Origin of the sequence: Candidatus Manganitrophus morganii, from assembly GCA_021651055.1 — a bacterium.
In the GTDB taxonomy this organism is placed as follows: Bacteria; Nitrospirota; Nitrospiria; order SBBL01; family Manganitrophaceae; genus Manganitrophus; species Manganitrophus morganii.
Genome location: JAJHOH010000001.1, coordinates 178,058 through 201,792, shown reverse-complemented (window position 1 = coordinate 201,792; position 23,735 = coordinate 178,058). Strand labels below are relative to the sequence as shown.

The window sequence follows — 23,735 nt, the reverse complement described above, 5'->3', positions numbered from 1 at the left end:
AATGGTTGATCCGCGCGAAGGGTCCTCCCGAAGTTCCGGTCCGGATGGAGGCCCTGCACGGATGCTCATATCTGAATTATATCGCGATCAAAATGACGATTACAACGTGGTCGTTCGGCGTTGCTTCCTCTGTCTCATGGCGGTGAGATCCTTCTCGGTGATTCCAAGAAGATAGAGGATGGAGTCGAGATTTTTCTGGGTGATGCTGTAATGTGCTTCTTCCCTGACGCGGGGTTTGGCGTTAAAGGCGATGCCGAGGCCGGCGCGGGTGATCATCGGGAGATCGTTCGCGCCGTCGCCAATGGCGATCACCTGATCGAGCGTGACCCCTTCCTTCCGTGCGATCTCTTCCATCAGGGCCGCCTTTTTCTTGCCGTCTACAATTTCGCCGACGATCTCGCCGGTTAAAACCCCCTCTTTAATCTCCAACGTGTTGGAGTAGGCATAATCGAGTCCGAGCGACTCTTTTACTCGAGCGCTAAAATAGTCGAATCCTCCGGAGAGGACCGCGGTTCGATATCCGAGCTTCTTGAGAATAGAAACCAGCTCTTTTGCACCCGGCGTAAAAGGCATCCGCTTGCAGACCTTTTCAAGGACGCCCACCGGGAGTCCTTTTAACAGGCGGACCCGTTCTCGAAGCGCCTCCGGAAAGGAGATCTCCCCGTTCATTGCGCGATGAGTGATCGAGATGACCTTTTCGCCGACCCCCGCTTCTTTGGCCAACTCATCGATCCCTTCGATCTGGACCAGCGTCGAATCCATGTCCATGACGATGAGTCGCTTGGCGCGGCGGAAGAGGTTCTCTTCCTGAACGGCGATATCGACCCCGAACTCGGCATTGAGGCGAAGCAGCTTTCGAGTCAGAAGACGGGGGTCGATCGGCTTGGTTGTGGACAGGGTCAGTTCAATACATTCCAACTGCTTGCGAGCGATTGTGTTAATCTTCTGGATGTTGACACGCTCCTCGGAGAGAAGCGTCGCGAGCTTGGCGATGACGCGAAGGGTCACCGCGGGGCCGAGGCAGGTGACGACGTAATTCTGGACGGGGGCCTTCTTTAGAATCTCCGTCGGCCGGACGACTTTGAACTCCATTGACAGACCGAACTCGTGCGCCCGGAAGAGAAGGTCGCGCAAAAGGTGTCGCTCTCCCTCTTCCGCGCCGTCCAGCTCGATCAAGATGGAGAGGGATAAAATCGACTGGGTCACGACCTGCTCGATGTCGAGAAGCCGGACATCGGATTCAGCCATAATCTCGGTCAGCGCGGCGGTAATCCCCGGCTGATCGGGGCCGGTGACGGAGACAAGAAGGGTTTTTCTCTTCGGCATGGTTTTCCTGATGACGGTAGAACCTCAGTGTTATACAAGAAAGAATAATCGAAGGCAAGCAGTTTTTGTCTATCGCCAAGGACAAGTGCATCCATATTATAGGGGTAAGAAGGAGGGGGAATCCGACTGAAACTGATCCGTGCCGGTTTCATTCTTATAAATTGACACCGGTCGGTTTCTATATTAGATTAAGAAGATTTTAAAGGATTTTAATTCACGCGGGAACCCTGGATGGACAAAAAAGCGCTTGCGGAAATTTACCATGAAGAGACCAAATACCATGAAGCGCGGATGGGGAAGTTTCAGCGGCCGCTCGATTGGGGGGCGCAACCGTCTCCCTACAAAGAATATCACAGCGATAAAAAGGTCGACCTGATCCCGTACCTTCCTTTTCAGAATAATCCCTTTACCGGAGAACCGCTCCCGCCCGCGAAAACCCAGGGGGGATATCCGTTCGGGATCGCAGAGATCTCGCGGTTGCTTTACTTCACCAATGGCGTCACCGGTATTCTGCAATACCCGACCGGCCAGACATTAACCCTTCGGGCCGCGCCGACCGCGGGGGGGCTTTATCCGACCGAGCTCTATGTCGCGATCCGCGGCCTCTCGGTCCTGGAGAACGGGATCTACAATTTTCAGGTGAAAGATCATTCGTTGGTCCTGGTTTGGGAGGGAGACTTTTGGGAGGAGTTTGAGCGATACTGTATGCACCACGAGGCGATCGCGAAGTCAAACCTCCTCGTTATCATGACGGCGGTTTATCAACGGAGCGCCTGGCGTTACCAGGAGCGGGCTTATCGCCGCATCCTGCTCGATACCGGCCACATTCTCGGGAACCTCGTCGTTTATGCGCCGGAGGAGGGTTTTAGCCCGGTCCCCATCGGCGGTTTCTTGGACACCTCTTTGAACCGTCTCCTCTTCTTGGATGAAGCGGAAGAAGGGGTCTTGGCCGTGGTCGCCTTGCCGCAAGGGGAGAAGATTAATCCCGAGGAGATCCGTCCGACCTCGGCGGTGGCGTCGATGCCGATCCCCAAGGGAGAGAATGACTTAAAGATGCTCCAACTCCAGCTCCACCGAGTCTCATCGATCTTGCCGGGGGAGAAGGTCGACCTGTCGGCCGTCCGCCGGCCTCCCGATCTGAATGTTCTGGAATCGAAATATTCCTACAAAGAGGCGACCCTCCTTCCCGAGTCGCCGATCGATTGGGGAGAGAGTGTCGGTCAATCGATTCTTTTGAGAAGGTCGACCCGCGGATTTTCGGGAGAAGGCTTTTTGAAGGAGGAGCTTGCCGGGATTTTAGGATATGCCTACTTTCCCGTTGCGGCGGTTCCGTCGCCTTTTTTCGATCCCTCGATTCTCCAAACCTATCTGGTTGTACAGAAGGTGGTCGGATTGCAGGAGGGGATCTACTACTTTGTGCCGCAAAAAAACGAGCTGCGCCTCCTGTCGGCCGGAGATTTCCGCGAGCAGACCTGGCACTTCTGTTTGGGACAAGAGTTGGCGCGCGACGCGGCGGCGCTGGTGATCCATATCGCCCATCTAAAAAGAGCGGTCGAGAAATATGGCGACCGGGCCTACCGTTATCTCCACCTCGATGCGGGGCAAATCGGAGAGCGGCTGAATCTGGCGGCGATTCGGCTTGGTTTGGGGGTCAGCGGGATCGGCGGCTTTTATGATGATGAAGTTAATGCGCTGCTCGGCCTCTCCCTCGACGAAATCGTCGTCTACATCACCACCCTGGGAAGGCCGCGATCCTCATGACCGGAGGTCCTCCTTTGGGGAGGGATGCCGAAGTGCGGGTGGAACGGTTTTGGGAGGTTTTAAAATCGTCTGTAAAGGCCCGGCCCGGCGATATCCTCTCCAAACCGGAGTTGCGCCCCGCCGCAGTCCTGGTCCCTTTCTTCGACAAGGAAGGGGCCCCTTATCTTCTCTTAACAAAACGAAGTGAAGGGGTTCAGCGGCATCAAGGGGAGATCGCCTTTCCGGGGGGCTGTTGGGAGTCGTCTGATGCTGATCTTTTTGAAACGGCGCTCCGGGAGTGCCGGGAAGAGATCGGCCTCGAACGGAACGCAGTGACGCTCATCGGGCGGCTCGACGACCACGAGACGGTGACCGGTTTCTCGGTCGCTCCATTTGTCTCCATGATTTCTTATCCCTACCCATTTCGATTGGATTTTCGAGAGATCACGGAACTGATCGAGGTTCCCTTTTCCTTTTTAATGAATCCGGAAAATTGCCGATCGCGAACGATGCGATTCAGGGGGACGGAAAGAACGGTCCGATCCTATCTGTACAATGGAAACGACATCTGGGGGGCCACGGCCGAAATGATCTATCGTTTGGTCGCACGCGTTCAGGAGGGCTCAGGCAATAGAAATGCTCGGGGGAAGGGGTGAATAAGAAAAGGGATGTTTTGAAGCGTCACAGTCGAATAAGCGGATTGTTGGCCGTTTCGGTCTGTTTGATGCTGGCCGGTTGTTTCGGTCCGAAAGAGCCTCCCCGTTATCTGGATGAAGGGGAGGGGCATCTGGTCCGCCTCGATCGAGTCGATCCGGCCGAGCAATATGATCATCCGGCGGAGATCGAGCTTGAAACGATCCAGGCGGTTTTGAACTCGATTGTCGTCCGACATGAAGTTTCGTTCTTGAATCGCCTCCTCACCCAACAGAAGGAGATCCGGGGGGCTGCCTTTACCCCGGAGGAGGCGACCCTACTGGCGGAACGGTTGAAGCGCGCCCTGGCGATCGCGACACCCGAAGAACGGGCGGCGTTTTTCCTGACGTCGCAGAAAAACAGTATGACAACGTTGATTACGTCGGGGGTTGCATACGTCAAGGAGAAAGAGATCCACCTGATCTTCGGGAATGATCGGACGGCGCTCTCGAACGAACACCGTCCTCACATCCCGCGTGAGAATCCGCTTTATTCCTTTGAGCCGGGGAGCTTCGCGATTCTTCCTCAATCTCACCAGAGGAAGCTTTCGGGGGAAGGTCGAAGGGTCGAGGCGATTGCGGTGGACTTTGCCGCGCTGGTGGCGCCGCCTCCGGAACCGATTGCTTCAGAAGATGAAAAACCGGCGCTTTCTTCGGAAGGTACTCCGCTTGAAGCGCAGCTCCGGCTTCTGAAAAAATTAAGGGAAGAGGATCTGATCACCGAGGAAGAGTATAAAGAGAAGAAATCAGAGCTGCTGAAAACATTGAAGTGAACGAGGAGGAAGAGATGGCGGATGTGACCTGTATTCGGTGCGGTCAAACGCGGGCGGAGATCGAAGGGATGCCGTACGGTGGAAAGGTCGGCGTGGAGCTCAAAGCGAAGGTCTGCAACGTCTGCTGGAAAGAGTGGTATGACATGTCGGTGAAGATCATCAACGAATACCGGTTGAATTTGCGGGAGCCGACGGCGCGGGAATTCCTGGCGACGCAGATGCGGATCTTTTTCAAAATGCAGGCGCCGCCCCCCGGCGACGGAATTCAGATTAAAGATACCCCCGATAAAGCCTCCGGCGGATAAGAGAGAGGGTCATCGTTGTCGGCAAAACGCCTGCCAAAAAATCTGGAGGAAGATCGCGCCCGAATGGCCGAGATCCTTCGGCGTCTTGAGAAACAATTTCCGGAGGCCGAGACGGAGCTGAGTCATGAGGATCCCTTTCAGCTTTTAATCGCCACGATCCTTTCGGCCCAATGCACCGATGCGCGGGTCAACCGGGTGACGCCGGTCCTTTTCCGGAGGTATTCGACGCCGGACGCGCTTGCGAAGGCCGACCGGGAGGAGTTGGAGTTGATCATTCGATCGACCGGATTTTTCAAAAGCAAGGCCAAGAACATCCTTGGCTGTGCGGCGGCGATTGTGGACCGCTTCGGGGGAAAGGTCCCTGTGAATATGGAGGCGTTGGTGACCTTACCGGGGGTCGGTCGGAAAACGGCGAATGTCGTTTTGGGGAGCGCCTTCGGCAAACCGGCCATCGTGGTCGATACCCATGTTCGGCGTGTTTCCAATCGGTTAAAGTGGACGCGATCGGAAGATCCCGATCAGATCGAGGTCGATTTGAGCCGGCTGTTGCCGGAGGAGGAATGGACGGTTGGATCGCACCGGATCCTCCTACACGGGCGGTATCTCTGTGTGGCCCGCCGGCCGCGCTGTCTTGAGTGTCCGCTGTTCGATCTTTGCCCGGCCGAGACGGAAAAAAAAGGGGCGGAAAGCCGGGCAAAGGGCCGCTCTCACATTGACAATACGGGGGGCAACGGCTATAATCAAGCCCCACCTTTAGTGAGTGAAAAATACAAATGATCCGAAGTATGACCGGCTACGGCAGGTCGGAGGGGAACTATAAAGGACGTCCTGTCGCGGTGGAGCTTCGATCAGTGAATCACCGCTACTGTGATGTCGTCATCCGCCTTCCAAAGCTGCTCGCACCGCTTGAGGAGACATTCAAAAAAAAGGTGCAAGCGCGCTTTTCCAGGGGGCACATTGAGCTCTCCATCAACTTCAACAGCTCGGGTAATGCTCCAAAAGAGCTCAAGCTCGATCTGGAGTCGGCCGAGGCGTACCATCGCATTCTAAAAAAACTGAAGACATCGCTCCATCTGAGCGGAGAGATCGACGTGGCCCTGATGAGCCATTTCAGAGAGATCATTACGACCTCCGAGCCGGAGGAAGACACGGCCCCGCTGGGACGATTTGTCGATCGGATGGTGGAGCGATCGATGCGTGCGCTGGAGAAGATGCGTGGTGAAGAGGGGAGGGCGCTCGGTGAAGATTTGGCGGGTCATCTCGATGAATTGGACCGTATGCTGGGCCTCATCAAACAACAGGAGAAAAAGGCGGTCCAAGCTTACCATGAGCGGCTTCAAAAGCGGGTTTCCGAATTGACCCAAGGAATCGCCGTTGATCCCGCGCGTCTGGCTCAAGAAGTTGCCATTCTGGTCGACCGGAGCGACATCAGCGAGGAGACGGCCCGTTTGAAAACCCACCTGGAGCAGTTCCGAAAAATGCTCCAGAAGGATGAGGCGGTCGGGCGCGCCCTGGAATTTGTAGTGCAAGAGATGAATCGGGAAGTGAATACGATCGGCTCCAAGGCGAACGACGTCACCATCTCTCTGCAGGTGGTTGCCATGAAAAGCGGGCTTGAGAAGATCCGGGAGCAGGTTCAAAATATCGAGTAGCGTCGTTCCAACCGTGGCCTTGGTAGTGATGCGGCCACCAGAGAGAAATCGTGCCGTTTAAGCTGGTGAATATTGGATTCGGAAATGTGGTCCCTGCATCACGGATCGTTGCCGTTGTCGCGGCGAACTCTTCTCCGATGAGACGCTTCAAAGAAGAGGCGAGGGCGGGAGGAAAGCTTGTCGATGCGTCCCAGGGGAGGAAAACGCGCACCGTGATCATCACCGACAGCGGCCATGTGATCCTCTCCGCCATTCAGCCGGAGACGATTGCGCAGCGATTCGCTTCGGATGAAGACGGGCTCCCCGCCGGTTCCGCTCCCCTCGATGAGAAGAAGGGGAGAAAACGTCGCTCTTCATGATGAGGCAATTGGATAGAAATGGATAGAAAAGGAATTATATTCGTTGTCTCGGCCCCTTCCGGTGCGGGGAAGACCTCTCTGTGCAGGGAGGTCGCCAAGCTGGTTCCAAACCTCCAGTATTCGATCTCTTATACGACGCGCTCTCCCCGGCCGGGAGAGACGCATGGGAAGGATTACTTTTTCGTCGATGAGGCGACCTTCCGAAACATGATCGATAAAAACGATTTCATCGAGTGGGCGGAGGTGCATGGGAATCTTTACGGCACTTCGCGCGAGCTTTTGATGGATTGGGTGAACCGCGGGATCGATGTGGTCTTGGACATCGACTCTCAAGGGGCGATGACGATCAAGAAAAAATATAACGACGGCGTGTATGTTTACATCCTTCCCCCCTCCTTCGAAGTGCTGCGGCAGCGTTTGGTCGATCGAAAATCGGATTCTTCGGAAGAGATTTCACGGCGCCTTCAAAAGGCGCGTGAAGAGATCTGGAATTACCGGCAATATTATTATCTGATCGTGAATTCGGAATTTCACAAAGCATTGAAGGAACTCGAAGCGGTCATGATCGCCGAACGGATTAAAATGAAGCAGATGAATCTTTCCTGGATCGAGGAGACCTTTATCAAGCAGATGAGCAAGGAAATCTGACCTACACCTTAGAAGGGAGGAATAATCCCTTCTTTATTTGAAAGGAATGACTGATGGAAATTATTTCTCTTCCCGTTGAGACAGATTATTCGAAGATCGATTCCCGGTATCGGTTGGTGATCATTGCGTCGCAGCGGGCGCGGCAGCTGATGGAGGGGGCGAAGCAGACGCAACAAAGCCGGCATGCCAAGGCGAGCACGATTGCGCTTGAAGAGGTGCTCGGGGATGAATTGGAAGTCCTCTATGGAAAAGAAGCGAAACAGGCGCAGCGCGATGCAAAACGCCTGCGTGAGGAGATGAAAACCCGTCAGTTGCTGACCGAACGGGAAGAGGAGTTGGCAAGCGAAATTCGAAAGGATTTGAGCGTTTACCTGGAGGAGGCGAAGCGGCAAGAAGTGGCGCCTCCGGAGCCGGTTGTCAAGGAGGAGAAAGAGGAATAATCACTCCTCGGAATGTCTTGCTCTTTGAGAAAGACGGTCCGCTTTGCTTTTTCGCGATACAATGGGATGACTGCGATGCTTTCAGGAAAAAAAATTCTCCTCGGAATCACGGGAAGCATCGCCGCCTACAAATCGCTCCAGATTCTCCGCGACTTAAAGTCAATGAGGGCCGACGTTCAGGTCGTTCTTACCCCGACCGCCCACCGGTTTGTCCCCCCCCTGACCCTCCAGGTTTTTTCGGGAAGGCCGGTCTTCACCGATCTTTTTGACCCCCATGAAGAGGTCCTTCATCTGACCTTGGCCGAAAAGGCCGATCTGATCTTAATCGCGCCGGTCACTGCTCACTTTATCGCCAAAATGGCGGTTGGTCTCGCTGATGACCTTTTAGGAAATTTGCTCTTGGCGGCTTCCGCTCCCATCCTCATCGCCCCTGCCATGGATGTCGGGATGTGGGATCACCCGGCCGTCAAAGAAAATGTGTCGCTTCTTCAGAAACGGGGCGTCCAGATCATCGAGCCGGAGGTCGGTCCCCTTGCTTCCGGCAAGGAGGGAAAAGGGAGACTGGCGGATGAAAAGATCATCCTTGAAAGGGTTATCTCCCTCCTCGCCTCGGAGCGCCCATTAACGGGAGAGGTCGTTCTCGTGACGGCGGGACCGACGCAAGAGCCGATCGATCCGGTCCGTTTTATCTCGAATCGATCTTCCGGAAAGATGGGTTATGCCTTGGCTCGCGCCGCCAAAGAGTCGGGCGCGCGCGTCATTTTAGTCAGCGGTCCGACACAGATGACTTCTCCTTCAGGGGTGGAGCGGATCGTCGTTCGGACTGCGGAGGAGATGAAGAAAGCGGTTGAAGCGCGCTACAGCGAAGCCACGGTCGTCCTAATGGCGGCCGCCGTCAGCGACTACCGGCCTGAGGCGGCTTCCCCGCAAAAAATGAAAAAGAGCGGCGAGGCTCTATCGGTTCGCTTAAGAGAGACCGAAGATATCTTAGCGGGATTACGGCTTCGAAAAGAAAAGAGGATCATCGTCGGCTTTGCCGCGGAGACCGAGGCCTTGGTTGAAAACGCTCGGAAAAAGCTTTTCAGGAAAGGGTTGGATCTGATCGTGGCGAACGATGTCACCCAGGAAGGGGCCGGGTTTGATGTGGAAACAAATATCGCACAACTCATTGATTCAAAAGGAAGAATAACACCACTTCCGAAAATGTCCAAAGAGGCGCTTGCCCGGTATATCCTGGAAGAGGTTGTCCGGCTCAAAACGGTCGTTTCTTGACTTTTTACCCTGATTTGTTATGATCTTCAAAATTATTCCTTTGAGCTGAAAATGTCGGATAAAATCGTTTCTCCCGAAATCGTGAAGCTGATGGACAAGATCACGCAGAATCCGACATCGCGTCTTTTTGTCCCATTGGCGGAAGAATACCTGAAGTGCGAGATGGTCGATGAGGCCATTATCGTATTGGTGGAAGGAATTAAAAACCACCCCAGTTATGTCGCTGCACGGGTCATGCTTGGGAAGATCTACTTACAGAAGAGCCAGATCTCGGAGGCGCAAGCGGAGTTCGAACAGGTGATCGCGATTAATTCGGATAATATCCTTGCGCACAAGAAGCTGGCGATGATTTATCAAGGACAAGGACAACTGCAGCGGGCCCTGGAAGCCTGTAAAAAAGTATTAATCATTGACCCTTCCGATAAAGAAGCGAAAGGGCTGGCGGGAGTGCTCGAAAATTCAGTCGCGTCCAGCGCGCCGCCGGGAGAAGCAGCCGTCCTTTCGAACGCGTCCGCTCTGTCTGAGCCCAACCCTGTAAGTGGAACAGAAACGGTGAGTGAAACTGGAATGGAGGATGCCAATTTCCTCTCCCCGGTTGAATCGCTCCCCCCTGTTGAAGCGGTTTTGAGTCAAGCGCCTTCCCCTGAAGTGCCAATCGAAGAATCTCTGATGCCCGTTGAACCGTCCGCTCCAGTCGTAGAAATCGCGTCCGGAGTTCAAGCGGAACCGATCCCGGCCGATCCAGAAGTCAACGTCCCGGAGGTTTTTGAAAACCCGGTCGTGGCGCATGATGAAAGGGTTGCGGAAGCGCCGATTGAGAGTCCCGTTATTGCGGAGGAGAACGGCTTCGCTCAAGAAGATTCCTGGGAGGGGGATAAAACGGTGGTGGCCGGATTTGAAATCCCTTCTAGCGAGAAAGAACCGCTTTTTCCCAGTGTGGAGGGGGCATCGACCCCCGAGAAAGTGGATAAGAAGGAAGAGTCGCTTCTCTCGACAACGCTTGCCTCTCTTTATATGAGCCAGGGGCATTATCAGCAGGCGGCGGATGTATATGAAAAGTTGATGGCGCGAGATCCTTCTGATGAAGAAAGCAGGCAAGGTCTCGAAAAGGCCCTTCAGTCTCTTTTACTTAAACAGGGAGGGGGCGGAGCTTCCCAGGAAAGTTCCGGAGCCGACGACCCGAAAAAGAAGAAGGCCCAACGTCTCCAATCTTGGCTCGATTCCATCCGGAAAAAGAATGAATCTTAAAGAGAATCTGAAAAAAATCTCCGACAAGGTAGATGATCTCAGGGGAATTGCCATCGCCGCCGCGGACGGCATTATTGTGGAGGAGCATCGGGTCGATTCCTCTCTGGACCTAATCTCCATTGTTGCGGAATGCGGGGCTCTCTGGAAGTCGGCCGAGAAGGCCAGTCAGTCTGTCGAGCTCGGCGCGAGCGAGGAAATGACGATCGTGACCGAGCGGGCGATTATCCTCGTGAAAAAAATCAACCCGGAATATTTCCTGCTTCTGGTCGTCGCTTCAGAAAAGAACTTTGGGAAGGGAAGATTTCTCCTCAGAATGGAAGCCGCCACGTTGGTGGAGGAGTTGTCGTAGTGGCTCGTATTCTTGTTCTGCACGGTCCGAACCTGAACTTGCTCGGGATCCGCGAACCGGAACATTACGGGACGCTCCGATTGTCCGAGATCGACCGGCAGATCAGCGATCTTGCCGGTAAGGAGGGGGTCGCCGTTGAGATCTTCCAGTCCAATTCCGAGGGGGCGCTCGTCGATCGAATCCAGCAAGCCTTGGGCAAGTTCGACGCCCTCGTAATCAATCCGGCCGCCTACACGCATACCAGTATCGCCATTCGGGATGCCATCCTTTCGGTCGGAATTCCAACGATTGAAGTCCATTTGTCCAATATTCATTCCAGAGAGGCTTTTCGGAGGACCTCCCTTATTTCCGACGTGGTCGTCGGTCAAGTATCGGGTTTCGGTCCGCAAAGTTATCTTTTGGGTTTCCTGGGCGCGATCGAGTATCTTCGAGGGCCGGTTCAAATTCGAAAGGGGAGAAAGAAAGGGGAAGGGAAGTGATTTCAACGAGCGATTTTAAGGGTGGAGCCAAGATTCAATTGGATGGAGACCCGTACACCATTGTGGAATATCAACATGTAAAGCCGGGAAAGGGAGGCGCTTTCGTCCGGACAAAGCTGAAGAACCTCAAAACCGGAAACCTGCTGGAGCGAACCTTTCGCTCGGGCGAAAAATTTGAGCAGCCCGATCTTCTTGATCGGGAGATGCAATTCTTGTATGCGGAAGGTTCAGAGTATCATTTCATGGATAACAATACGTACGAACAATTGTTCATTACCTCGGAGCAACTCGGCGCCGCGAAGGACTTTCTCAAAGAGAACATGGTGGTGAGGATTCTTTTCTTTCAGGGGAAGCCGCTCGGAGTAGACCTGCCTCTCTTTGTCGAGCTGAAAATCGTCGAAACAGATCCGGGAATCCGCGGCGATACGGCGACAGGCGGGACAAAGATTGCAAAGCTCGAGTCGGGTGGAACCGTCAAGGTGCCCCTCTATATTGAGGAAGGAACGGTCATCAAAGTAGATACGCGAACAGGAACGTACGTTGAGCGTGTGAAGTAGCAATCGTTCGTTCCGACTCGATTCGACTGCTGAGGCAGGGCCTTTTCACTTACTGAATTTGTGACACTGAAGAGAGCGATCATGGACTTGAACGAAATTAGAAAATTGGCCGACCTGATGTCCGAGATGGCGCTGACTGAGATCGAGCTGGAAGAGGGCGGGAAACGGATTCGCCTCCGCAAAGAGGTTCTCTTCGGGGCGAAAGAAAGAGGCGCGGCGCCGGCCGCTGCGCCCCAAATCGAGAGAGAGACGGGGACCGCCATCGAGATGAAGGCGGCGGAAGAGGGGCGTTATGCGATCGTCCGTTCACCGATCGTCGGGACCTTTTATAAATCGGCTTCACCCGATGCCGACCCTTACGTCGAGGTGGGCGACGTCGTAAAAAAAGGGCAGATCCTCTGCATTGTCGAAGCGATGAAATTGATGAATGAAATCGAGTCGGACGTAGACGGCAAGGTCGCCGAGATTTGTGTGGAGGATGGGACGGCCGTCGAATATGGAAAACCTCTCTTTCGTATCGAGCCCCATTAACTTTCTTCTTTTACTGCCGGCAAGCGAGACAAGTTTCCAGCCGATACTTCCGTCGTTTTTTTAGAACCCATGGGTTGAGCACTGTGTTTAAGAAAATTCTCATTGCGAATCGGGGAGAAATCGCTCTCCGGATTATCCGAGCGTGCCGTGAGCTCGGGATTCAAACGGTGGCGATTCATTCGGAAGCCGACGCCGCTTCGCTGCATGTGCGGCTTGCAGACGAGAGTGTCTGTGTCGGTCCGGCCGACGCCACCCTTTCTTACCGGAATATTCCAAATATCCTCAGCGCGGCCGAGATCACCGGCGCCGAAGCGATCCATCCCGGATATGGATTTCTGGCCGAAAACAGCCATTTTGCGGAAGTCTGCGAATCGGCCGGGATTAAATTCATCGGCCCTTTTCCAGAGTGTATCAGCTTAATGGGGGATAAAGCGAAAGCGCGGGAGACGATGATAAGGAAGGGAGTCCCCGTCATCCCCGGCAGCGAAGGAAGGGTGACCAATGAGAAAGAGGCGATCGAGATCGCCAAAAAAATCGGCTACCCGGTCATCGTCAAAGCCGTTGCGGGGGGAGGCGGGCGGGGAATGCGGGTCGTTCACAAACAGGAGGATCTCGCGAAATCGTTGCAGACGGCTCAGATGGAGGCGAAGACCGCTTTCGGCGATGATGGGGTGTACATCGAAAAATATTTCATCGACCCGCGCCACATCGAGGTTCAAGTTCTAGCGGACGAAAAGGGGAAAGTGATTTACCTCGGCGAGAGAGATTGCTCTATCCAACGAAGACATCAAAAGTTGATCGAAGAGAGTCCTTCTCCCGTTGTCGACGATCGGTTGAGGCGCGAGCTGGGGCGGGCGGCCTTGGATGCGGTCAGTGCTTCACATTATGTAAATGCCGGAACCGTCGAGTTTCTCCTCGATAAAGATCATAATTTCTATTTTATCGAGATGAACACGCGGATTCAGGTCGAACATCCGATTACGGAGATGGTCAGCGGAATTGATTTGGTCAAAGAACAGATCAAGATTGCCGCGGGCAGATCGCTCGAATTCAAGCAGAGTCAGGTCAAGCTCCGCGGGCATAGCTTCGAATGCCGGATTAATGCGGAAGATCCTGAAAAGTTCACCCCCTCACCCGGAACGATTACCTCCTTTCATCTTCCCGGCGGTCCGGGCGTTCGGGTCGATTCAGCGATCTACTTGAATGGCGTTGTCACCCCGTATTATGATTCGTTGATCGCCAAATTGATCGTTCATGCCGGGACCCGCGATGAGGCGATCGCAAAGATGCGGGGAGCGCTCTCCGAGTTTGTCGTCGAAGGGATTAAGACGACCCTTCCGCTTCATAAACGCGTTTTTGATGATCCGGCTTTTATCAAGGGCCGTTTCTCAACAAATTTTCTGGAACGTTTTTTATCATCCCTTTCTCTCCCTTTGCAGTGATGTTTCCGCTCTACTTCATTACAGACCCCTTTTTTTCTACAGTCAGAGACAATAAACATCCTCCCGCGACACAACGTGATCCGCACAAATTGCTCCTGGATGCGGTGCGGCAAGCGATCGAGGGCGGGGGCCGTCTCATTCAGTATCGGGATAAGACCGGCGGGAGAAGGGAGATGTATGAGACCGCCAAGCAACTTCGAAAAATGACGGCGGAGCATGGGGCGGTCTTGATCATCAATGATCAGATCGATCTCGCATTGGCGGTGAAGGCCGATGGGGTCCACCTCGGTCAGGACGATCTTCCCCTATGGATTGCCAGAAAGATGTTGGGGAATGAAGCGATTGTCGGCATTTCAACGCACACACTGGAAGAGGCGATACACGCCGAATCGGAGGGGGCTGATTACATCGGTTTCGGTCCGATTTTTCAGACGCAAACCAAGGAAGACGCCAGGGCCACTGTTGGACTGGAGGCGATTGCCAAGGTCAAGCAGAAGGTGCGCATTCCGATCTACGCGATCGGGGGAATTCAACGATCCCATCTTTCCGATTTGATCACGGCAGGGACTGACGGTGTGGCGGTAATCTCCGCCTTGGCCGGCGACGTGCGCGCGAACGTGGCGGAATGGCTTGGAATCTTTAAGCGATTCGGAAAGCTTGATCTTGACAAAACAGAGGAGAGGGGATACCCTACTTTTACAAAAGGTTTTTAGGTTTGATGGTACGGAGACTTTATCTAAAAGTAGGTGATTGGGTAATCCATGGTCAGTTTCCGGAGTGGGGAGAGGGCATGGTGGTCGAGGAGCGGAACTCTGAAGTTCTGGGAGGCCTCTGCATGGTTCGCGTTCTCTTCAAAGACGGAAAAGAGAGATCTTTCATCAATAATTTGGACGACCACAACTGCTGTTATTATGCGGGTGTCCGTCTCTCCTAGGTTTCGCATCCTTCCCGTGCGGTAGATAGAGATCCGGTATGGCGCATGAAAAGATCTTGGTGGTGGATGACGAGGCGAATATCCGCCTTTTGTGCAGCGAGATCTTAACGCGCCACGAGTATCTTCCAACCTGTGTGGACAGCCCGCACATGGCATTGCGGGCCGTGGAAGAAGAGAACTTTGACCTCCTGATGACCGACATTTCAATGCCGGAAATGGACGGTCTTCAACTTCTCCAATCGGTCCGAGAATTTCAACAAGACCTTCCTGCGATTATCATCACCGGCCACGGCCGACTTGATCAAGCGATCCACTCCCTCCATCTCGGCGCACAGGCGTTCATTGTGAAGCCGTTCACCCAGCAAGAACTCCTTCAGGCAATTCAGGAGACGTTGGAGAAGAATCGTCTTACGAAAGAAAATCTTCGCTTGAAGTTGCTCATGCCTTTGTTTGAGATCAGCCAGAATCTTCTTCTGGAAGTCAATCCGACCGCGCTTTTTGAACAGATTGTGAATGTCGCCTCCAAGGAGACAAAATCAGATCAAGCGATTTTATCTCTTAAGGACGATGTGAGCGGGGCGCTTGAGATAAAGGCCTCTTTTCCTCCGTTGGATCTCGGCAGCGACGGGATTGATCTTTTTAAGAAGATCGGACAGAAGACGATTGAAGGGATGGAAGCGATTATCCATGTGGAAGGGGGCAAGCTGGATGGGGAGTGTTCCGAACTTCTTGAGAGATGCGGTTTCTCCTCTTTGGTCTCGATCCCCCTTTCCTATCAAGGAAAGGTGCCGGCGGTTTTGAGTTTATTTAAAAGAGCCGATAATATCTCTTACAACCAGAGTGATATCGAACTCATTTCTATTCTTTCCGGACAGGCCGCCATCGCGATCGAAAACGCCAAGTTATTCGACCAGCTGGAAAGATCCCATTTTGAATCGATGAAGGCATTGGCCCAAGCCATTGAGGCAAAAGATCTTTATACCCGCGGCCACTGCGACAGGATGGTCGAATATGCACTGGCGATTGCGGAGCGATTGGGCCTTTCTGCCGAAGAAAAAAAACATCTCGGTTACGGCGCAGCGCTTCATGATATTGGAAAGATCGGCATCCATGAACTCATTCTCAATAAGTCGGGAAAACTGACGGATAAAGAATATGAGATCATGAAGGCCCATCCGATGCTGGGCGCCGAGATCATAAAGGGGGTGGATTTTTTAAGCCCTGTTGTTCCGATGATTTATTATCATCAGGAGCGGTATGACGGAAAAGGATATCCGGAGGGGCTCTCGGGCGAGCAGATTCCGATCGGCGCCCGAATCATTGCAATCTTGGATACTTTTGATGCGATGACCTCGGACCGCCCCTATCGAAAGGCTCTTCCGATGGAGGTTGCATTTGCGGAACTTCGTCGGTGTACGGGAACCCAGTTTGATCCGACGATTGTCGAGACGCTCATTAAGATCATTCAAGAAGACCCACAGAACTCTTCCCACGCTCACTGATCTTCGTCACATTCTATCCGTGTCGATCCAGCGAAGGATCGCACTTTTCATCAATTCATTTCCCATCAATAATTTTTCAGACCGATGAATATCTTTCTCCCGATTCCCGCTTTTCTTGAAGTAGGAAAGGGTGCCTAACAGCGGGACGTCCGTTCGCTCAGCCAATATCGCCGGGTTTGTTTTGTCGGCCAGAGAGATGGACGGGACCGTTCGATTGAATAAAACCCCTAGAAATCGAATTCCAAGTCTTGCTCCATGATGAAGGGTGAGAAGGGTATGATTGAGCGTTCCCAGTCCGCTTCGGGCCACCAAAAGAGCCGGTAGATCGAAGAGACGAATGAGATCGGAAACATCAGCGTGGGCGGTGAGAGGAACCATCAAACCGCCCACTCCCTCAACGATCAGGAACGGGTGCTGTCGGCGAAGCCGGTCATATGCGATAAGGATTGTTTCTAAATCGATCTCTTTTTTTTCCAGATGGGCTGCTGCCCTTGGAGCGAGAGGGGCATGATAAACATAGGGGGTGATCATTTTGAATGGATCGTTTGCCCGTGCCGCGGTTCTAAGGTAGGGCGCATCGGATAACGTCAGCCGGCCGTTTCTTTTGCGACATCCGGTTTCAATCGGCTTCATGATTCCGACGTCGATTCCCATGGAGGAGAGGGCGCGTGCGATGGCCGCGGCGACCACGGTTTTCCCGACGCCGGTATCTGTTCCTGTAATGAAAAGGCCTTTACCCATCGAGGCTACTAATAAATCCTGCTGTCTAGATTGAATATTTGTCCGGAAACAGATTTCATCTTTGACAGCTGGAAGATGAAATCTGAAACTTCTGCCAATGTTGAAGGCCGGTTTAATGCGTTTTCTTCAATGAGGATTCTTTTTTGCTCGGGTGTCAATGAGGCGGTCATCGCCGTATCGAGGAAGCCCGGTAATACGGCATTAACCTGTATCGCGCTGGCTCCCCACTCCCGCGCGGCGGAGGTCGTGAGTGCAATCAGGCCCCGTTTTGAGGCTGTATACGCCGCTTGGCCGATTCTCCCCGTGAATGCGCTTAAAGAAGCGATATTGATGATATGTCCTCCGCCCTGGTCCTGCATAATTCGTCCCGCTTCGCGCATGGAGTAAAAAATGCCGGTCAGATTTGTTCGAATGACATGATCCCATGCGGGCTCGCTTAGTTTCGAAAAAAGATGGTCATCAATGACCCCCGCGCAGTTGATCAGGATGTGGATGCGTCCCCATTTTGTCAGAAAATCATCAAACATTTTCCGCGTTGATCCGGAATCGCCCAAATCAGATCTGTTGAGCAGCGCTTCTCGACCCTCCGAGGTAAACGAGCGAACGAGCGCTTCTCCTTTTTCGACATCTGAATATACATGGATCCCAATTACATCATTCCCTTGCAAAAAGGATTTACAGAGCGCTTGACCTAGTCCGCCCGACGCGCCTGTGATGACGACGATCCTTTTCTCGAATTTGTTCTTTGGTTTTGACATTCTTTATTTAGATGAGCCGGAGTTTCTTGCCTATATTTTCGAGAGAGTTTAACAAAAATTGAATCTGCTCATCCGTGTGTGTCGCCATCAGGCTGATTCGAAGCCGGCTCGTTCCATCCGGGACGGTGGGTGGGCGAATGGCCGGTATGTAGATACCCTCTTCCACCAATTTTTGAGAGAAGGTCAGAGCCGTTTCCGTTGGGCCAATGAGGATCGGAATGATGGGAGTTTCGCTTCCACAGGTATTGAAGCCCATCTGATTGATTTGCGTGCGGACATGGCTGGTAAGTCGCCAGAGGCGATTTCGAATTTCTGGATCGTTTTCGATCAAATCGAATCCGGCGAGAGCGGTTGCCAGGAGTGCCGGTGGGAGGGCGGTCGTATAAATAAAGGGCCTGGCTTTATTAATCAGATATTCAATGAAGACTCGATCGGTCGCGATGAAACCGCCGAGGCTTCCCAATGCCTTGCTCAGTGTCCCCATTTGAATGATTCTTGGACTCGAGAGGCCAAAGTAGTCGCATGTTCCGCGCCCGTTGGGTCCGAGCACTCCGATTGCGTGGGCGTCGTCCAGATAAATGAGCGCATCAAACTCTTCCGCAAGACGCAAGATTTCAGCCAGGGGAGCAATGTCTCCATCCATGCTGAAAACCCCATCGGTGATGATTAGCGTTTGCTCTTTCTTTTTTTTCTGTCGGAGAAGTTTTGCGAGTTGTTCGGTATCTTTGTGACGATAAACTCGAAGCGTTGCCTTGGAGAGCCGGGCCCCGTCGATGAGACTGGCGTGGCAGAGGCGATCGGCGAAAATGAGATCATGTTTCTGCACCAACGCTCCGATAGAGCCGATATTCGCGGCATATCCGGACGGAAAAACCAAAGCTGATTCGGTGTTTTTAAATTTGGCTATTCTTGTTTCGAGTTCGAAATAGAGTCGGGAATTACCTGAAACTAAACGGGAAGCGCCCCCACCAACTCCCCAATCTTGAATCGCTCTGATTGCTGTCGATTTCAGGGTGGGGTGACCTGCAAGACCGAGATAATTATTCGATGAGAAATGAAGAAAGGTCTTTCCCTCTTGTTCTAGAGTGGTTGCCTGTCCCGAGTCGATTGGGACCAAAGTTCGAAGGAGATGATGTTTTGAAAGAAATGAGATTTCTTTTTGGAAGTGAACCATTTAGGAGACTCTTTTTGTCGCCATTGTTAATCGATTTGTCTGCCATTGTCAATCTGTTTTCCTAGAAATACCTTGACAACCCATGACTAGCGGGTTAGAATTAAAACGTAAGGTTTGAGTCTTCATAACCTTTAATAAGTCCTTGAAAAAAGCTCGAAAAAAGCTCAGGTGAAAAGGAGGAGGGATGTTCGAGAAATTTACGGATAGAGGCAGAAAAATTATTATTCTTGCCCGCGAAGAAGCCGAACGACATCAAAATGATTACCTGGGAACAGAGCATCTTGTCTTAGCCCTTTTGCGGGAAGGAGATGGGATAGCGCTTGCAGTCATTAAGAAAATGGGTCTTTCGGTTGAGCAAATCCGTTTAGAGGTGGAGCGAAACCTCCCAAGTGGTAGTAATACGATGACCTTTGGAGAGATTCCTTTTACCCCTCGAGTTAAAAAAGTGATCGAGTATGCGGTTGAAGAAGCAAAACTTCTTGGCCATAACTACATCGGCAGTGAACATCTTCTGCTCGGATTGTTGAGGGAAGAGGAAGGGATCGGAGGGAAGATCGTCCGAAGCCTTGGCGGAAATCTACTGACCGCACGGCAGTTAACGATTAATCTCCTCCGTAAAACGACCCCGCGAGAGAAAGATAAAAAGAGCAATACACCTGCCCTTGATGAATTCGGTCGCGATTTAACTCAGCTTGCTGCGGAAGGATCGCTTGATCCTGTGATCGGCCGTCACGATGAGATTGAGCGGGTCCTTCAGATCCTCAGCCGTCGCACGAAGAACAATCCCGTTCTGATCGGCGAGTCCGGTGTCGGGAAGACCGCCATTGTCGAAGGTCTTGCTCAAAAGATTATCTCGATGGATGTTCCGGACAGCCTTTTTAACAGACGGGTAATTGCGCTCGATCTTGGTTCTCTTGTCGCCGGCACCAAATATCGGGGGCAATTTGAAGAACGACTCAAGGTAGTCATGAAGGAAATTGTCACTGCCGGCAATATCATTATTTTTATCGATGAGCTTCATACCTTAGTTGGTGCAGGTGCGGCCGAAGGGTCGATTGATGCTTCCAATATGCTAAAGCCGGCGCTCTCCAGAGGAGAAATCCAATGTATCGGCGCGACTACGCTGGATGAGTACCGGAAACATATTGAGAAAGATTCCGCTCTAAAGCGAAGATTTCAGCCGATTTTTGTTCAACCTCCATCACCGGATGAGACCATCCAGATCATCAAAGGATTGAAAGATCGGTATGAGGAGCATCACGGTGTGTCGATTACAGACGATGCGGTCGAAGAGGCGGTTCGGCTTTCCGATCGCTACATTTCGGATCGTTTTCTGCCCGATAAGGCAATTGATGTGATTGATGAGGCTGGCTCGAGAGCAAAGTTAATGGCTTACTCCAGACCGGAAGAGTTGCGGGCACTCGAACAGGAAGCGAAAAAAGTTGCCCGAGAAAAGGATTTGGCTATTCGACTTCAGAACTTTGAAGAGGCGGTTAAATTCCGAGAGGAAGAAGAACGTCTTAAAAAGTTGGTTGAAGAGACCAAAAGAGAGTGGAAGAAAAACCAAGAAAAAAATCGTCCGAGTATTAATCGGGAAGAAGTGGCTTATGTCGTTTCAAAAATGACAGGGATTCCGCTCTTCCGCATGGAAGAAGAAGAAACGAAAAAACTCCTTCATATGGAAGAGGAGCTCCACAAAAGAATCGTTGGACAAGAAGAAGCGATATCGGTTATTGCACGGGCCATTCGACGCTCTCGCGCAGGTCTTAAAGGAAATCGCCGGCCGATTGGCTCCTTTATTTTCTTGGGGCCCACTGGGGTCGGGAAGACCGAGCTTGCCCGGGCCGTTGCCGAATTTCTCTTTGACAGCGATGACGCTTTGATTCGGATCGACATGTCTGAGTACATGGAGAAATTTTCGAGTTCACGGCTTGTCGGCGCACCTCCGGGCTATGTCGGTTATGAGGAAGGCGGCCAGTTGACCGAAAAGGTCCGAAGGAGACCGTATTCCGTCGTTCTATTCGACGAGATTGAGAAAGCCCATCCCGATATGTTCAACATCTTGCTCCAGGTGCTTGATGATGGTTGCTTGACCGATAGTCTGGGTCGAAAAGTCGACTTTAAAAATACCGTCCTCATTATGACCTCCAACTTGGGAACAAGGATGGTTGATAAAGCGGGAACATTAGGCTTCCAGAAGACATCGGATACCAGTCTCTTGGGAAAGATGAAAGATGCGATCCATGCCGAGTTGAAGCGGTCATTCAATCCGGAATTTTTGAATCGGATCGATGACATTGTCATTTTCCATCCGCTTGAGAAGAAGCACCTTGAGAAGATTGTCGATATTCTCGTCAATGAATTGAACCAGAAACTCACTGAGAAGGGAATCCATATCGAATTAACAGAGGAAGTGAAGCATTGGCTGATTCAAGAAGGATATGAGCCGTCTTATGGCGCTCGACCAATGCGGCGCTGCATTCAGAAAAATATCGAGGATTCTCTTTCCGAGGAAATTATTAAAGGTCGCTTCAAGGATACCAAGAGAATAAAAGTTGTCCTCAAGGATAATGCCCCCGCTTTCGTTGAAGAAGAGGCAATGGCAGGAGTATAAAACCTCGAATCAAAAGAGACAGACCTCGTGAATGAAATTAGAATACGGTATCGAGAATGAAAGCTCTCGATACCGTATTTTCATTATAAAGTACTTTTTTCAACCACGCAGAAACCGATTCTTGGAAGTTCTCTCAGATGAGTATTATTCATGAAGCTTTAAAAAAAGCGGCTTCAGAAGGCGCTTCAGAGACCACAAGATCCATCTCTCATAGCCATTTATTCAGAGCTTCAACACAGACGCGGCGAGTATATCGGTGGATTGCTATCGGTATATCGTTTTTAGTTCTGTCCGGTTTTTTCTTTTCCGTGCGGTATCCATTTTCTTTACAAAGTCATTTAGATAAATCGACAACTCCTTCCATATTGCCCTCCTTGGAGTCAAAAATAGAGTCTTCGGTCCCTCCGTTAGATCACATCTTGGCTGAAGATAAGAAAATAGATGACTCAGAAAGTACAGGGACATTGCTGAATTCACAAGTAGAAGACGGCGAGCGTATGCTTATGACAGGAATTAAACTTTACAATGAAGGGAAAATTGAAGAGGCAAACAGCGCCTTCACAGAAGCGGTTGAGTTGCTCCCTCAATCTGCAGTAGCACATAACAATTTAGGAATAGTGCTTCGGTATCAAGAAAAGGCGGGTGAAGCGTTAATCCATTACCAGGAAGCAATTCGGCTTGATCCCAATTATGCTGAAGCGGAAAATAATATCGGTCTTATTTATGATAAAACGGGATCGATCGATCAGGCGGCCATTCATTATAAGCGTGCAATTAATATCAAACCTGCTGTCCCCGTATTTCATTTAAATTATGCGACTTTATTGGAGCGAAAGGGTGATTTTTTGAATGCTCGGAAGGAATACAAAACTTACCTTGAACTTGAAACAGATCAGAAGAGCGAAATGATTCCTCTCGTACGTTCTCACCTTAACAAGCTAAAAGGCTTTGAATGATTATTCTCGGCATTGAGACCTCTTGTGATGAGACCGCAGTCGCTGTCACACAAGATGGGAAGATTATTCTTTCTGATCTCCTTTCATCACAAATCGATCTGCATCGTAAGTATGGAGGAGTGGTTCCGGAACTGGCCTGCCGAAGGCACATCGAGGTGATTGGTCTGCTTGTTAAAGAAGCCATTGAGAAATCGGGCCGGTCGAATGAACAATTGAATGCCATTGCGGTTACAATGGGTCCTGGTTTAGTCGGTGCCTTGTTGGTCGGTGTTTCAATTGCAAAGTCCCTGGCCTACTCTCTGAAGATTCCGCTTCTAGGTATTCATCATCTGGAAGGACACATTTCAGCGGCTTTTATCGAGCATGAGGACATCGTTTTCCCGTCTATTGCATTGGTTGTCTCAGGGGGACATACTAATCTTTATTATATGCCACAGAGAGGAAAATATCGGCTGCTCGGGAAAACAATCGACGATGCAGCGGGAGAAATTCTAGATAAAGGAGCGAGGATGTTGGGTTATTCTTATCCTGGAGGACCTGTCATCGACCGTTTGGCTCAGAAGGGAGATCCGGAACGAATTCCCTTTCCTCGTCCTTATCGGTCATCTTCCAATTTAGATTTTAGTTTTAGCGGACTCAAAACATCACTCATGCATACCCTGTTCAAGATGGGAAAAGCCCCTGAGGATTATATGTCCTCTCATCCTGATATTGCTGCAGGCTATCAATCGGCGATTGTGGACACTTTGGTCGAGAAAACATTTTCAGCCGTTCAACGGGAGGATGCAAAGAGTGTCATGCTGGTGGGGGGAGTGGCCGCAAATAGCCTTTTAAGAAAGAAATTCCTTTCGGCTGGGGAGCGCCTCGGGATTGCAGTGTATATCCCTTCATCCCGGTTGTGCACGGATAATGGTGCAATGATTGCCATGGCTGGCATGTCTCATCTTGAAGAACGTCATTTTTCATCTCTGGATTTAAATCCGAGTCCAAACTTGGAATTAATGAGTTAAATCCTTCCTGAAAACATTTTCCCCTTTGTAATCTTACATCACACAACCTCCATATTTAATGAACTGACGTTGCCGTTTGAGCGCTCTAGGGGGCTTCCGACATAAGCAATATCATGTCACGTTTACTCTCCTGCCTCAGTTATTAGAATTTTTCATGAATCATTTAACAATGTTGTTATAACCCATCTATTTTATTCATATTTTAATCTATAAAATTTCCACTTTATTTGACA

General features: G+C 51.5%; 26 protein-coding genes. 22 read left to right on the top strand and 4 right to left on the bottom strand.

Going from position 1 to position 23,735, the window contains the following annotated elements; all coding sequences use genetic code 11:
- Positions 1-99: 99 nt before the first annotated feature.
- Positions 100-1,326 carry a phosphoserine phosphatase SerB gene (serB, locus tag MCM46_00885; protein MCG3110350.1) on the bottom strand — a complete coding sequence of 409 codons (1,227 nt, stop codon included), beginning with the start codon at positions 1,324-1,326 and terminating at the stop codon, positions 100-102.
- 231 nt (positions 1,327-1,557) lie between these two features.
- Between serB and MCM46_00880 the strand changes: the two genes are divergently transcribed.
- The 19 genes from MCM46_00880 (at position 1,558) to MCM46_00790 (ending at position 16,249) form a co-directional block, all read left to right on the top strand.
- On the top strand, positions 1,558-3,087 hold the full coding sequence (locus MCM46_00880) for a SagB/ThcOx family dehydrogenase (protein MCG3110349.1): 1,530 nt from the start codon (positions 1,558-1,560) through the stop codon (positions 3,085-3,087).
- Entirely contained in the window at positions 3,084-3,722 is a 639-nt protein-coding gene (locus MCM46_00875) for a CoA pyrophosphatase (protein ID MCG3110348.1), read from the top strand. Before MCM46_00880 ends, MCM46_00875 begins: the two co-directional genes overlap by 4 nt.
- A complete protein-coding gene (locus MCM46_00870) occupies positions 3,719-4,531 on the top strand; it encodes a hypothetical protein (GenBank protein ID MCG3110347.1) in 813 nt (270 codons plus the stop codon). The genes MCM46_00875 and MCM46_00870 overlap by 4 nt, the downstream gene beginning before the upstream one ends.
- A 14-nt stretch (positions 4,532-4,545) precedes the next feature.
- Positions 4,546-4,836 (top strand): Fe(2+)-trafficking protein, encoded by a 291-nt coding sequence (locus MCM46_00865; protein MCG3110346.1) that lies wholly within the window; start codon positions 4,546-4,548, stop codon positions 4,834-4,836.
- A gap of 15 nt (positions 4,837-4,851) precedes the next feature.
- Complete coding sequence (nth, locus tag MCM46_00860) at positions 4,852-5,613, top strand: endonuclease III (protein ID MCG3110345.1); 762 nt, start codon at positions 4,852-4,854, stop codon at positions 5,611-5,613.
- Positions 5,610-6,488, top strand: a complete 879-nt coding sequence (locus tag MCM46_00855; protein MCG3110344.1) for a YicC family protein — start codon at positions 5,610-5,612, stop codon at positions 6,486-6,488. The genes nth and MCM46_00855 overlap by 4 nt, the downstream gene beginning before the upstream one ends.
- A 50-nt stretch (positions 6,489-6,538) precedes the next feature.
- Positions 6,539-6,847 carry a DUF370 domain-containing protein gene (locus MCM46_00850; GenBank protein MCG3110343.1) on the top strand — a complete coding sequence of 103 codons (309 nt, stop codon included), beginning with the start codon at positions 6,539-6,541 and terminating at the stop codon, positions 6,845-6,847.
- Between the two features lie 18 nt (positions 6,848-6,865).
- Entirely contained in the window at positions 6,866-7,495 is a 630-nt protein-coding gene (gmk, locus tag MCM46_00845; GenBank protein MCG3110342.1) for a guanylate kinase, read from the top strand.
- A gap of 53 nt (positions 7,496-7,548) precedes the next feature.
- On the top strand, positions 7,549-7,935 hold the full coding sequence (rpoZ, locus tag MCM46_00840; protein ID MCG3110341.1) for a DNA-directed RNA polymerase subunit omega: 387 nt from the start codon (positions 7,549-7,551) through the stop codon (positions 7,933-7,935).
- 75 nt (positions 7,936-8,010) lie between these two features.
- A complete protein-coding gene (coaBC, locus tag MCM46_00835) occupies positions 8,011-9,207 on the top strand; it encodes a bifunctional phosphopantothenoylcysteine decarboxylase/phosphopantothenate--cysteine ligase CoaBC (protein MCG3110340.1) in 1,197 nt (398 codons plus the stop codon).
- Positions 9,208-9,258: 51 nt separating this feature from the next.
- Complete coding sequence (locus tag MCM46_00830; GenBank protein MCG3110339.1) at positions 9,259-10,455, top strand: tetratricopeptide repeat protein; 1,197 nt, start codon at positions 9,259-9,261, stop codon at positions 10,453-10,455.
- A complete protein-coding gene (locus MCM46_00825) occupies positions 10,445-10,804 on the top strand; it encodes a hypothetical protein (protein ID MCG3110338.1) in 360 nt (119 codons plus the stop codon). Before MCM46_00830 ends, MCM46_00825 begins: the two co-directional genes overlap by 11 nt.
- Entirely contained in the window at positions 10,804-11,283 is a 480-nt protein-coding gene (gene aroQ, locus MCM46_00820; protein ID MCG3110337.1) for a type II 3-dehydroquinate dehydratase, read from the top strand. The genes MCM46_00825 and aroQ overlap by 1 nt, the downstream gene beginning before the upstream one ends.
- The gene (gene efp / locus MCM46_00815) at positions 11,280-11,840 is read left to right on the top strand and encodes an elongation factor P (GenBank protein MCG3110336.1); all 561 of its coding nucleotides are present in this window, start codon (positions 11,280-11,282) and stop codon (positions 11,838-11,840) included. Before aroQ ends, efp begins: the two co-directional genes overlap by 4 nt.
- Positions 11,841-11,921: 81 nt before the next feature.
- The gene (accB, locus tag MCM46_00810) at positions 11,922-12,371 is read left to right on the top strand and encodes an acetyl-CoA carboxylase biotin carboxyl carrier protein (protein ID MCG3110335.1); all 450 of its coding nucleotides are present in this window, start codon (positions 11,922-11,924) and stop codon (positions 12,369-12,371) included.
- Positions 12,372-12,454: 83 nt separating this feature from the next.
- The gene (gene accC, locus MCM46_00805) at positions 12,455-13,813 is read left to right on the top strand and encodes an acetyl-CoA carboxylase biotin carboxylase subunit (GenBank protein ID MCG3110334.1); all 1,359 of its coding nucleotides are present in this window, start codon (positions 12,455-12,457) and stop codon (positions 13,811-13,813) included.
- Positions 13,814-13,917: 104 nt separating this feature from the next.
- Complete coding sequence (gene thiE, locus MCM46_00800; GenBank protein ID MCG3110333.1) at positions 13,918-14,526, top strand: thiamine phosphate synthase; 609 nt, start codon at positions 13,918-13,920, stop codon at positions 14,524-14,526.
- 77 nt (positions 14,527-14,603) lie between these two features.
- Complete coding sequence (locus tag MCM46_00795; protein ID MCG3110332.1) at positions 14,604-14,747, top strand: hypothetical protein; 144 nt, start codon at positions 14,604-14,606, stop codon at positions 14,745-14,747.
- 38 nt (positions 14,748-14,785) lie between these two features.
- Positions 14,786-16,249, top strand: a complete 1,464-nt coding sequence (locus tag MCM46_00790; protein MCG3110331.1) for a response regulator — start codon at positions 14,786-14,788, stop codon at positions 16,247-16,249.
- A 6-nt stretch (positions 16,250-16,255) separates the two neighbouring features.
- On the opposite strand, the gene bioD is transcribed toward MCM46_00790, so the two are convergent.
- From bioD to bioF, 3 genes are read right to left on the bottom strand one after another with little or no spacing between them, the layout of a single operon-like run.
- The gene (gene bioD, locus MCM46_00785; GenBank protein MCG3110330.1) at positions 16,256-16,990 is read right to left on the bottom strand and encodes a dethiobiotin synthase; all 735 of its coding nucleotides are present in this window, start codon (positions 16,988-16,990) and stop codon (positions 16,256-16,258) included.
- 8 nt (positions 16,991-16,998) lie between these two features.
- Positions 16,999-17,748 (bottom strand): SDR family NAD(P)-dependent oxidoreductase, encoded by a 750-nt coding sequence (locus tag MCM46_00780; protein ID MCG3110329.1) that lies wholly within the window; start codon positions 17,746-17,748, stop codon positions 16,999-17,001.
- A 7-nt stretch (positions 17,749-17,755) separates the two neighbouring features.
- Positions 17,756-18,865, bottom strand: a complete 1,110-nt coding sequence (bioF, locus tag MCM46_00775; GenBank protein ID MCG3110328.1) for an 8-amino-7-oxononanoate synthase — start codon at positions 18,863-18,865, stop codon at positions 17,756-17,758.
- Between the two features lie 241 nt (positions 18,866-19,106).
- On the opposite strand from bioF, the gene MCM46_00770 reads away from it, so the two are divergent.
- From MCM46_00770 to tsaD, 3 genes are all read left to right on the top strand, one after another.
- Positions 19,107-21,536: an ATP-dependent Clp protease ATP-binding subunit gene (locus tag MCM46_00770; protein MCG3110327.1), complete on the top strand. Its 2,430-nt coding sequence runs from the start codon at positions 19,107-19,109 to the stop codon at positions 21,534-21,536.
- 137 nt (positions 21,537-21,673) lie between these two features.
- The gene (locus MCM46_00765; protein MCG3110326.1) at positions 21,674-22,492 is read left to right on the top strand and encodes a tetratricopeptide repeat protein; all 819 of its coding nucleotides are present in this window, start codon (positions 21,674-21,676) and stop codon (positions 22,490-22,492) included.
- Positions 22,489-23,502 (top strand): tRNA (adenosine(37)-N6)-threonylcarbamoyltransferase complex transferase subunit TsaD, encoded by a 1,014-nt coding sequence (gene tsaD, locus MCM46_00760; protein MCG3110325.1) that lies wholly within the window; start codon positions 22,489-22,491, stop codon positions 23,500-23,502. Before MCM46_00765 ends, tsaD begins: the two co-directional genes overlap by 4 nt.
- Positions 23,503-23,735: the final 233 nt, after the last annotated feature.

What these genes read in the sequence shown, in the direction of transcription:
- serB (MCG3110350.1), bottom strand. Translation starts at nt 1,326, where the DNA reads ATGCCGAAGAGAAAAACCCTTCTTGTCTCCGTCACCGGCCCCGATCAG.
- MCM46_00880 (MCG3110349.1), top strand. Translation starts at nt 1,558, where the DNA reads ATGGACAAAAAAGCGCTTGCGGAAATTTACCATGAAGAGACCAAATAC.
- MCM46_00875 (MCG3110348.1), top strand. Translation starts at nt 3,084, where the DNA reads ATGACCGGAGGTCCTCCTTTGGGGAGGGATGCCGAAGTGCGGGTGGAA.
- MCM46_00865 (MCG3110346.1), top strand. Translation starts at nt 4,546, where the DNA reads ATGGCGGATGTGACCTGTATTCGGTGCGGTCAAACGCGGGCGGAGATC.
- MCM46_00855 (MCG3110344.1), top strand. Translation starts at nt 5,610, where the DNA reads ATGATCCGAAGTATGACCGGCTACGGCAGGTCGGAGGGGAACTATAAA.
- gmk (MCG3110342.1), top strand. Translation starts at nt 6,866, where the DNA reads ATGGATAGAAAAGGAATTATATTCGTTGTCTCGGCCCCTTCCGGTGCG.
- rpoZ (MCG3110341.1), top strand. Translation starts at nt 7,549, where the DNA reads ATGGAAATTATTTCTCTTCCCGTTGAGACAGATTATTCGAAGATCGAT.
- coaBC (MCG3110340.1), top strand. Translation starts at nt 8,011, where the DNA reads ATGCTTTCAGGAAAAAAAATTCTCCTCGGAATCACGGGAAGCATCGCC.
- MCM46_00830 (MCG3110339.1), top strand. Translation starts at nt 9,259, where the DNA reads ATGTCGGATAAAATCGTTTCTCCCGAAATCGTGAAGCTGATGGACAAG.
- MCM46_00825 (MCG3110338.1), top strand. Translation starts at nt 10,445, where the DNA reads ATGAATCTTAAAGAGAATCTGAAAAAAATCTCCGACAAGGTAGATGAT.
- accB (MCG3110335.1), top strand. Translation starts at nt 11,922, where the DNA reads ATGGACTTGAACGAAATTAGAAAATTGGCCGACCTGATGTCCGAGATG.
- MCM46_00795 (MCG3110332.1), top strand. Translation starts at nt 14,604, where the DNA reads ATGGTGGTCGAGGAGCGGAACTCTGAAGTTCTGGGAGGCCTCTGCATG.
- MCM46_00790 (MCG3110331.1), top strand. Translation starts at nt 14,786, where the DNA reads ATGGCGCATGAAAAGATCTTGGTGGTGGATGACGAGGCGAATATCCGC.
- bioD (MCG3110330.1), bottom strand. Translation starts at nt 16,990, where the DNA reads ATGGGTAAAGGCCTTTTCATTACAGGAACAGATACCGGCGTCGGGAAA.
- MCM46_00780 (MCG3110329.1), bottom strand. Translation starts at nt 17,748, where the DNA reads ATGTCAAAACCAAAGAACAAATTCGAGAAAAGGATCGTCGTCATCACA.
- MCM46_00770 (MCG3110327.1), top strand. Translation starts at nt 19,107, where the DNA reads ATGTTCGAGAAATTTACGGATAGAGGCAGAAAAATTATTATTCTTGCC.
- MCM46_00765 (MCG3110326.1), top strand. Translation starts at nt 21,674, where the DNA reads ATGAGTATTATTCATGAAGCTTTAAAAAAAGCGGCTTCAGAAGGCGCT.
- tsaD (MCG3110325.1), top strand. Translation starts at nt 22,489, where the DNA reads ATGATTATTCTCGGCATTGAGACCTCTTGTGATGAGACCGCAGTCGCT.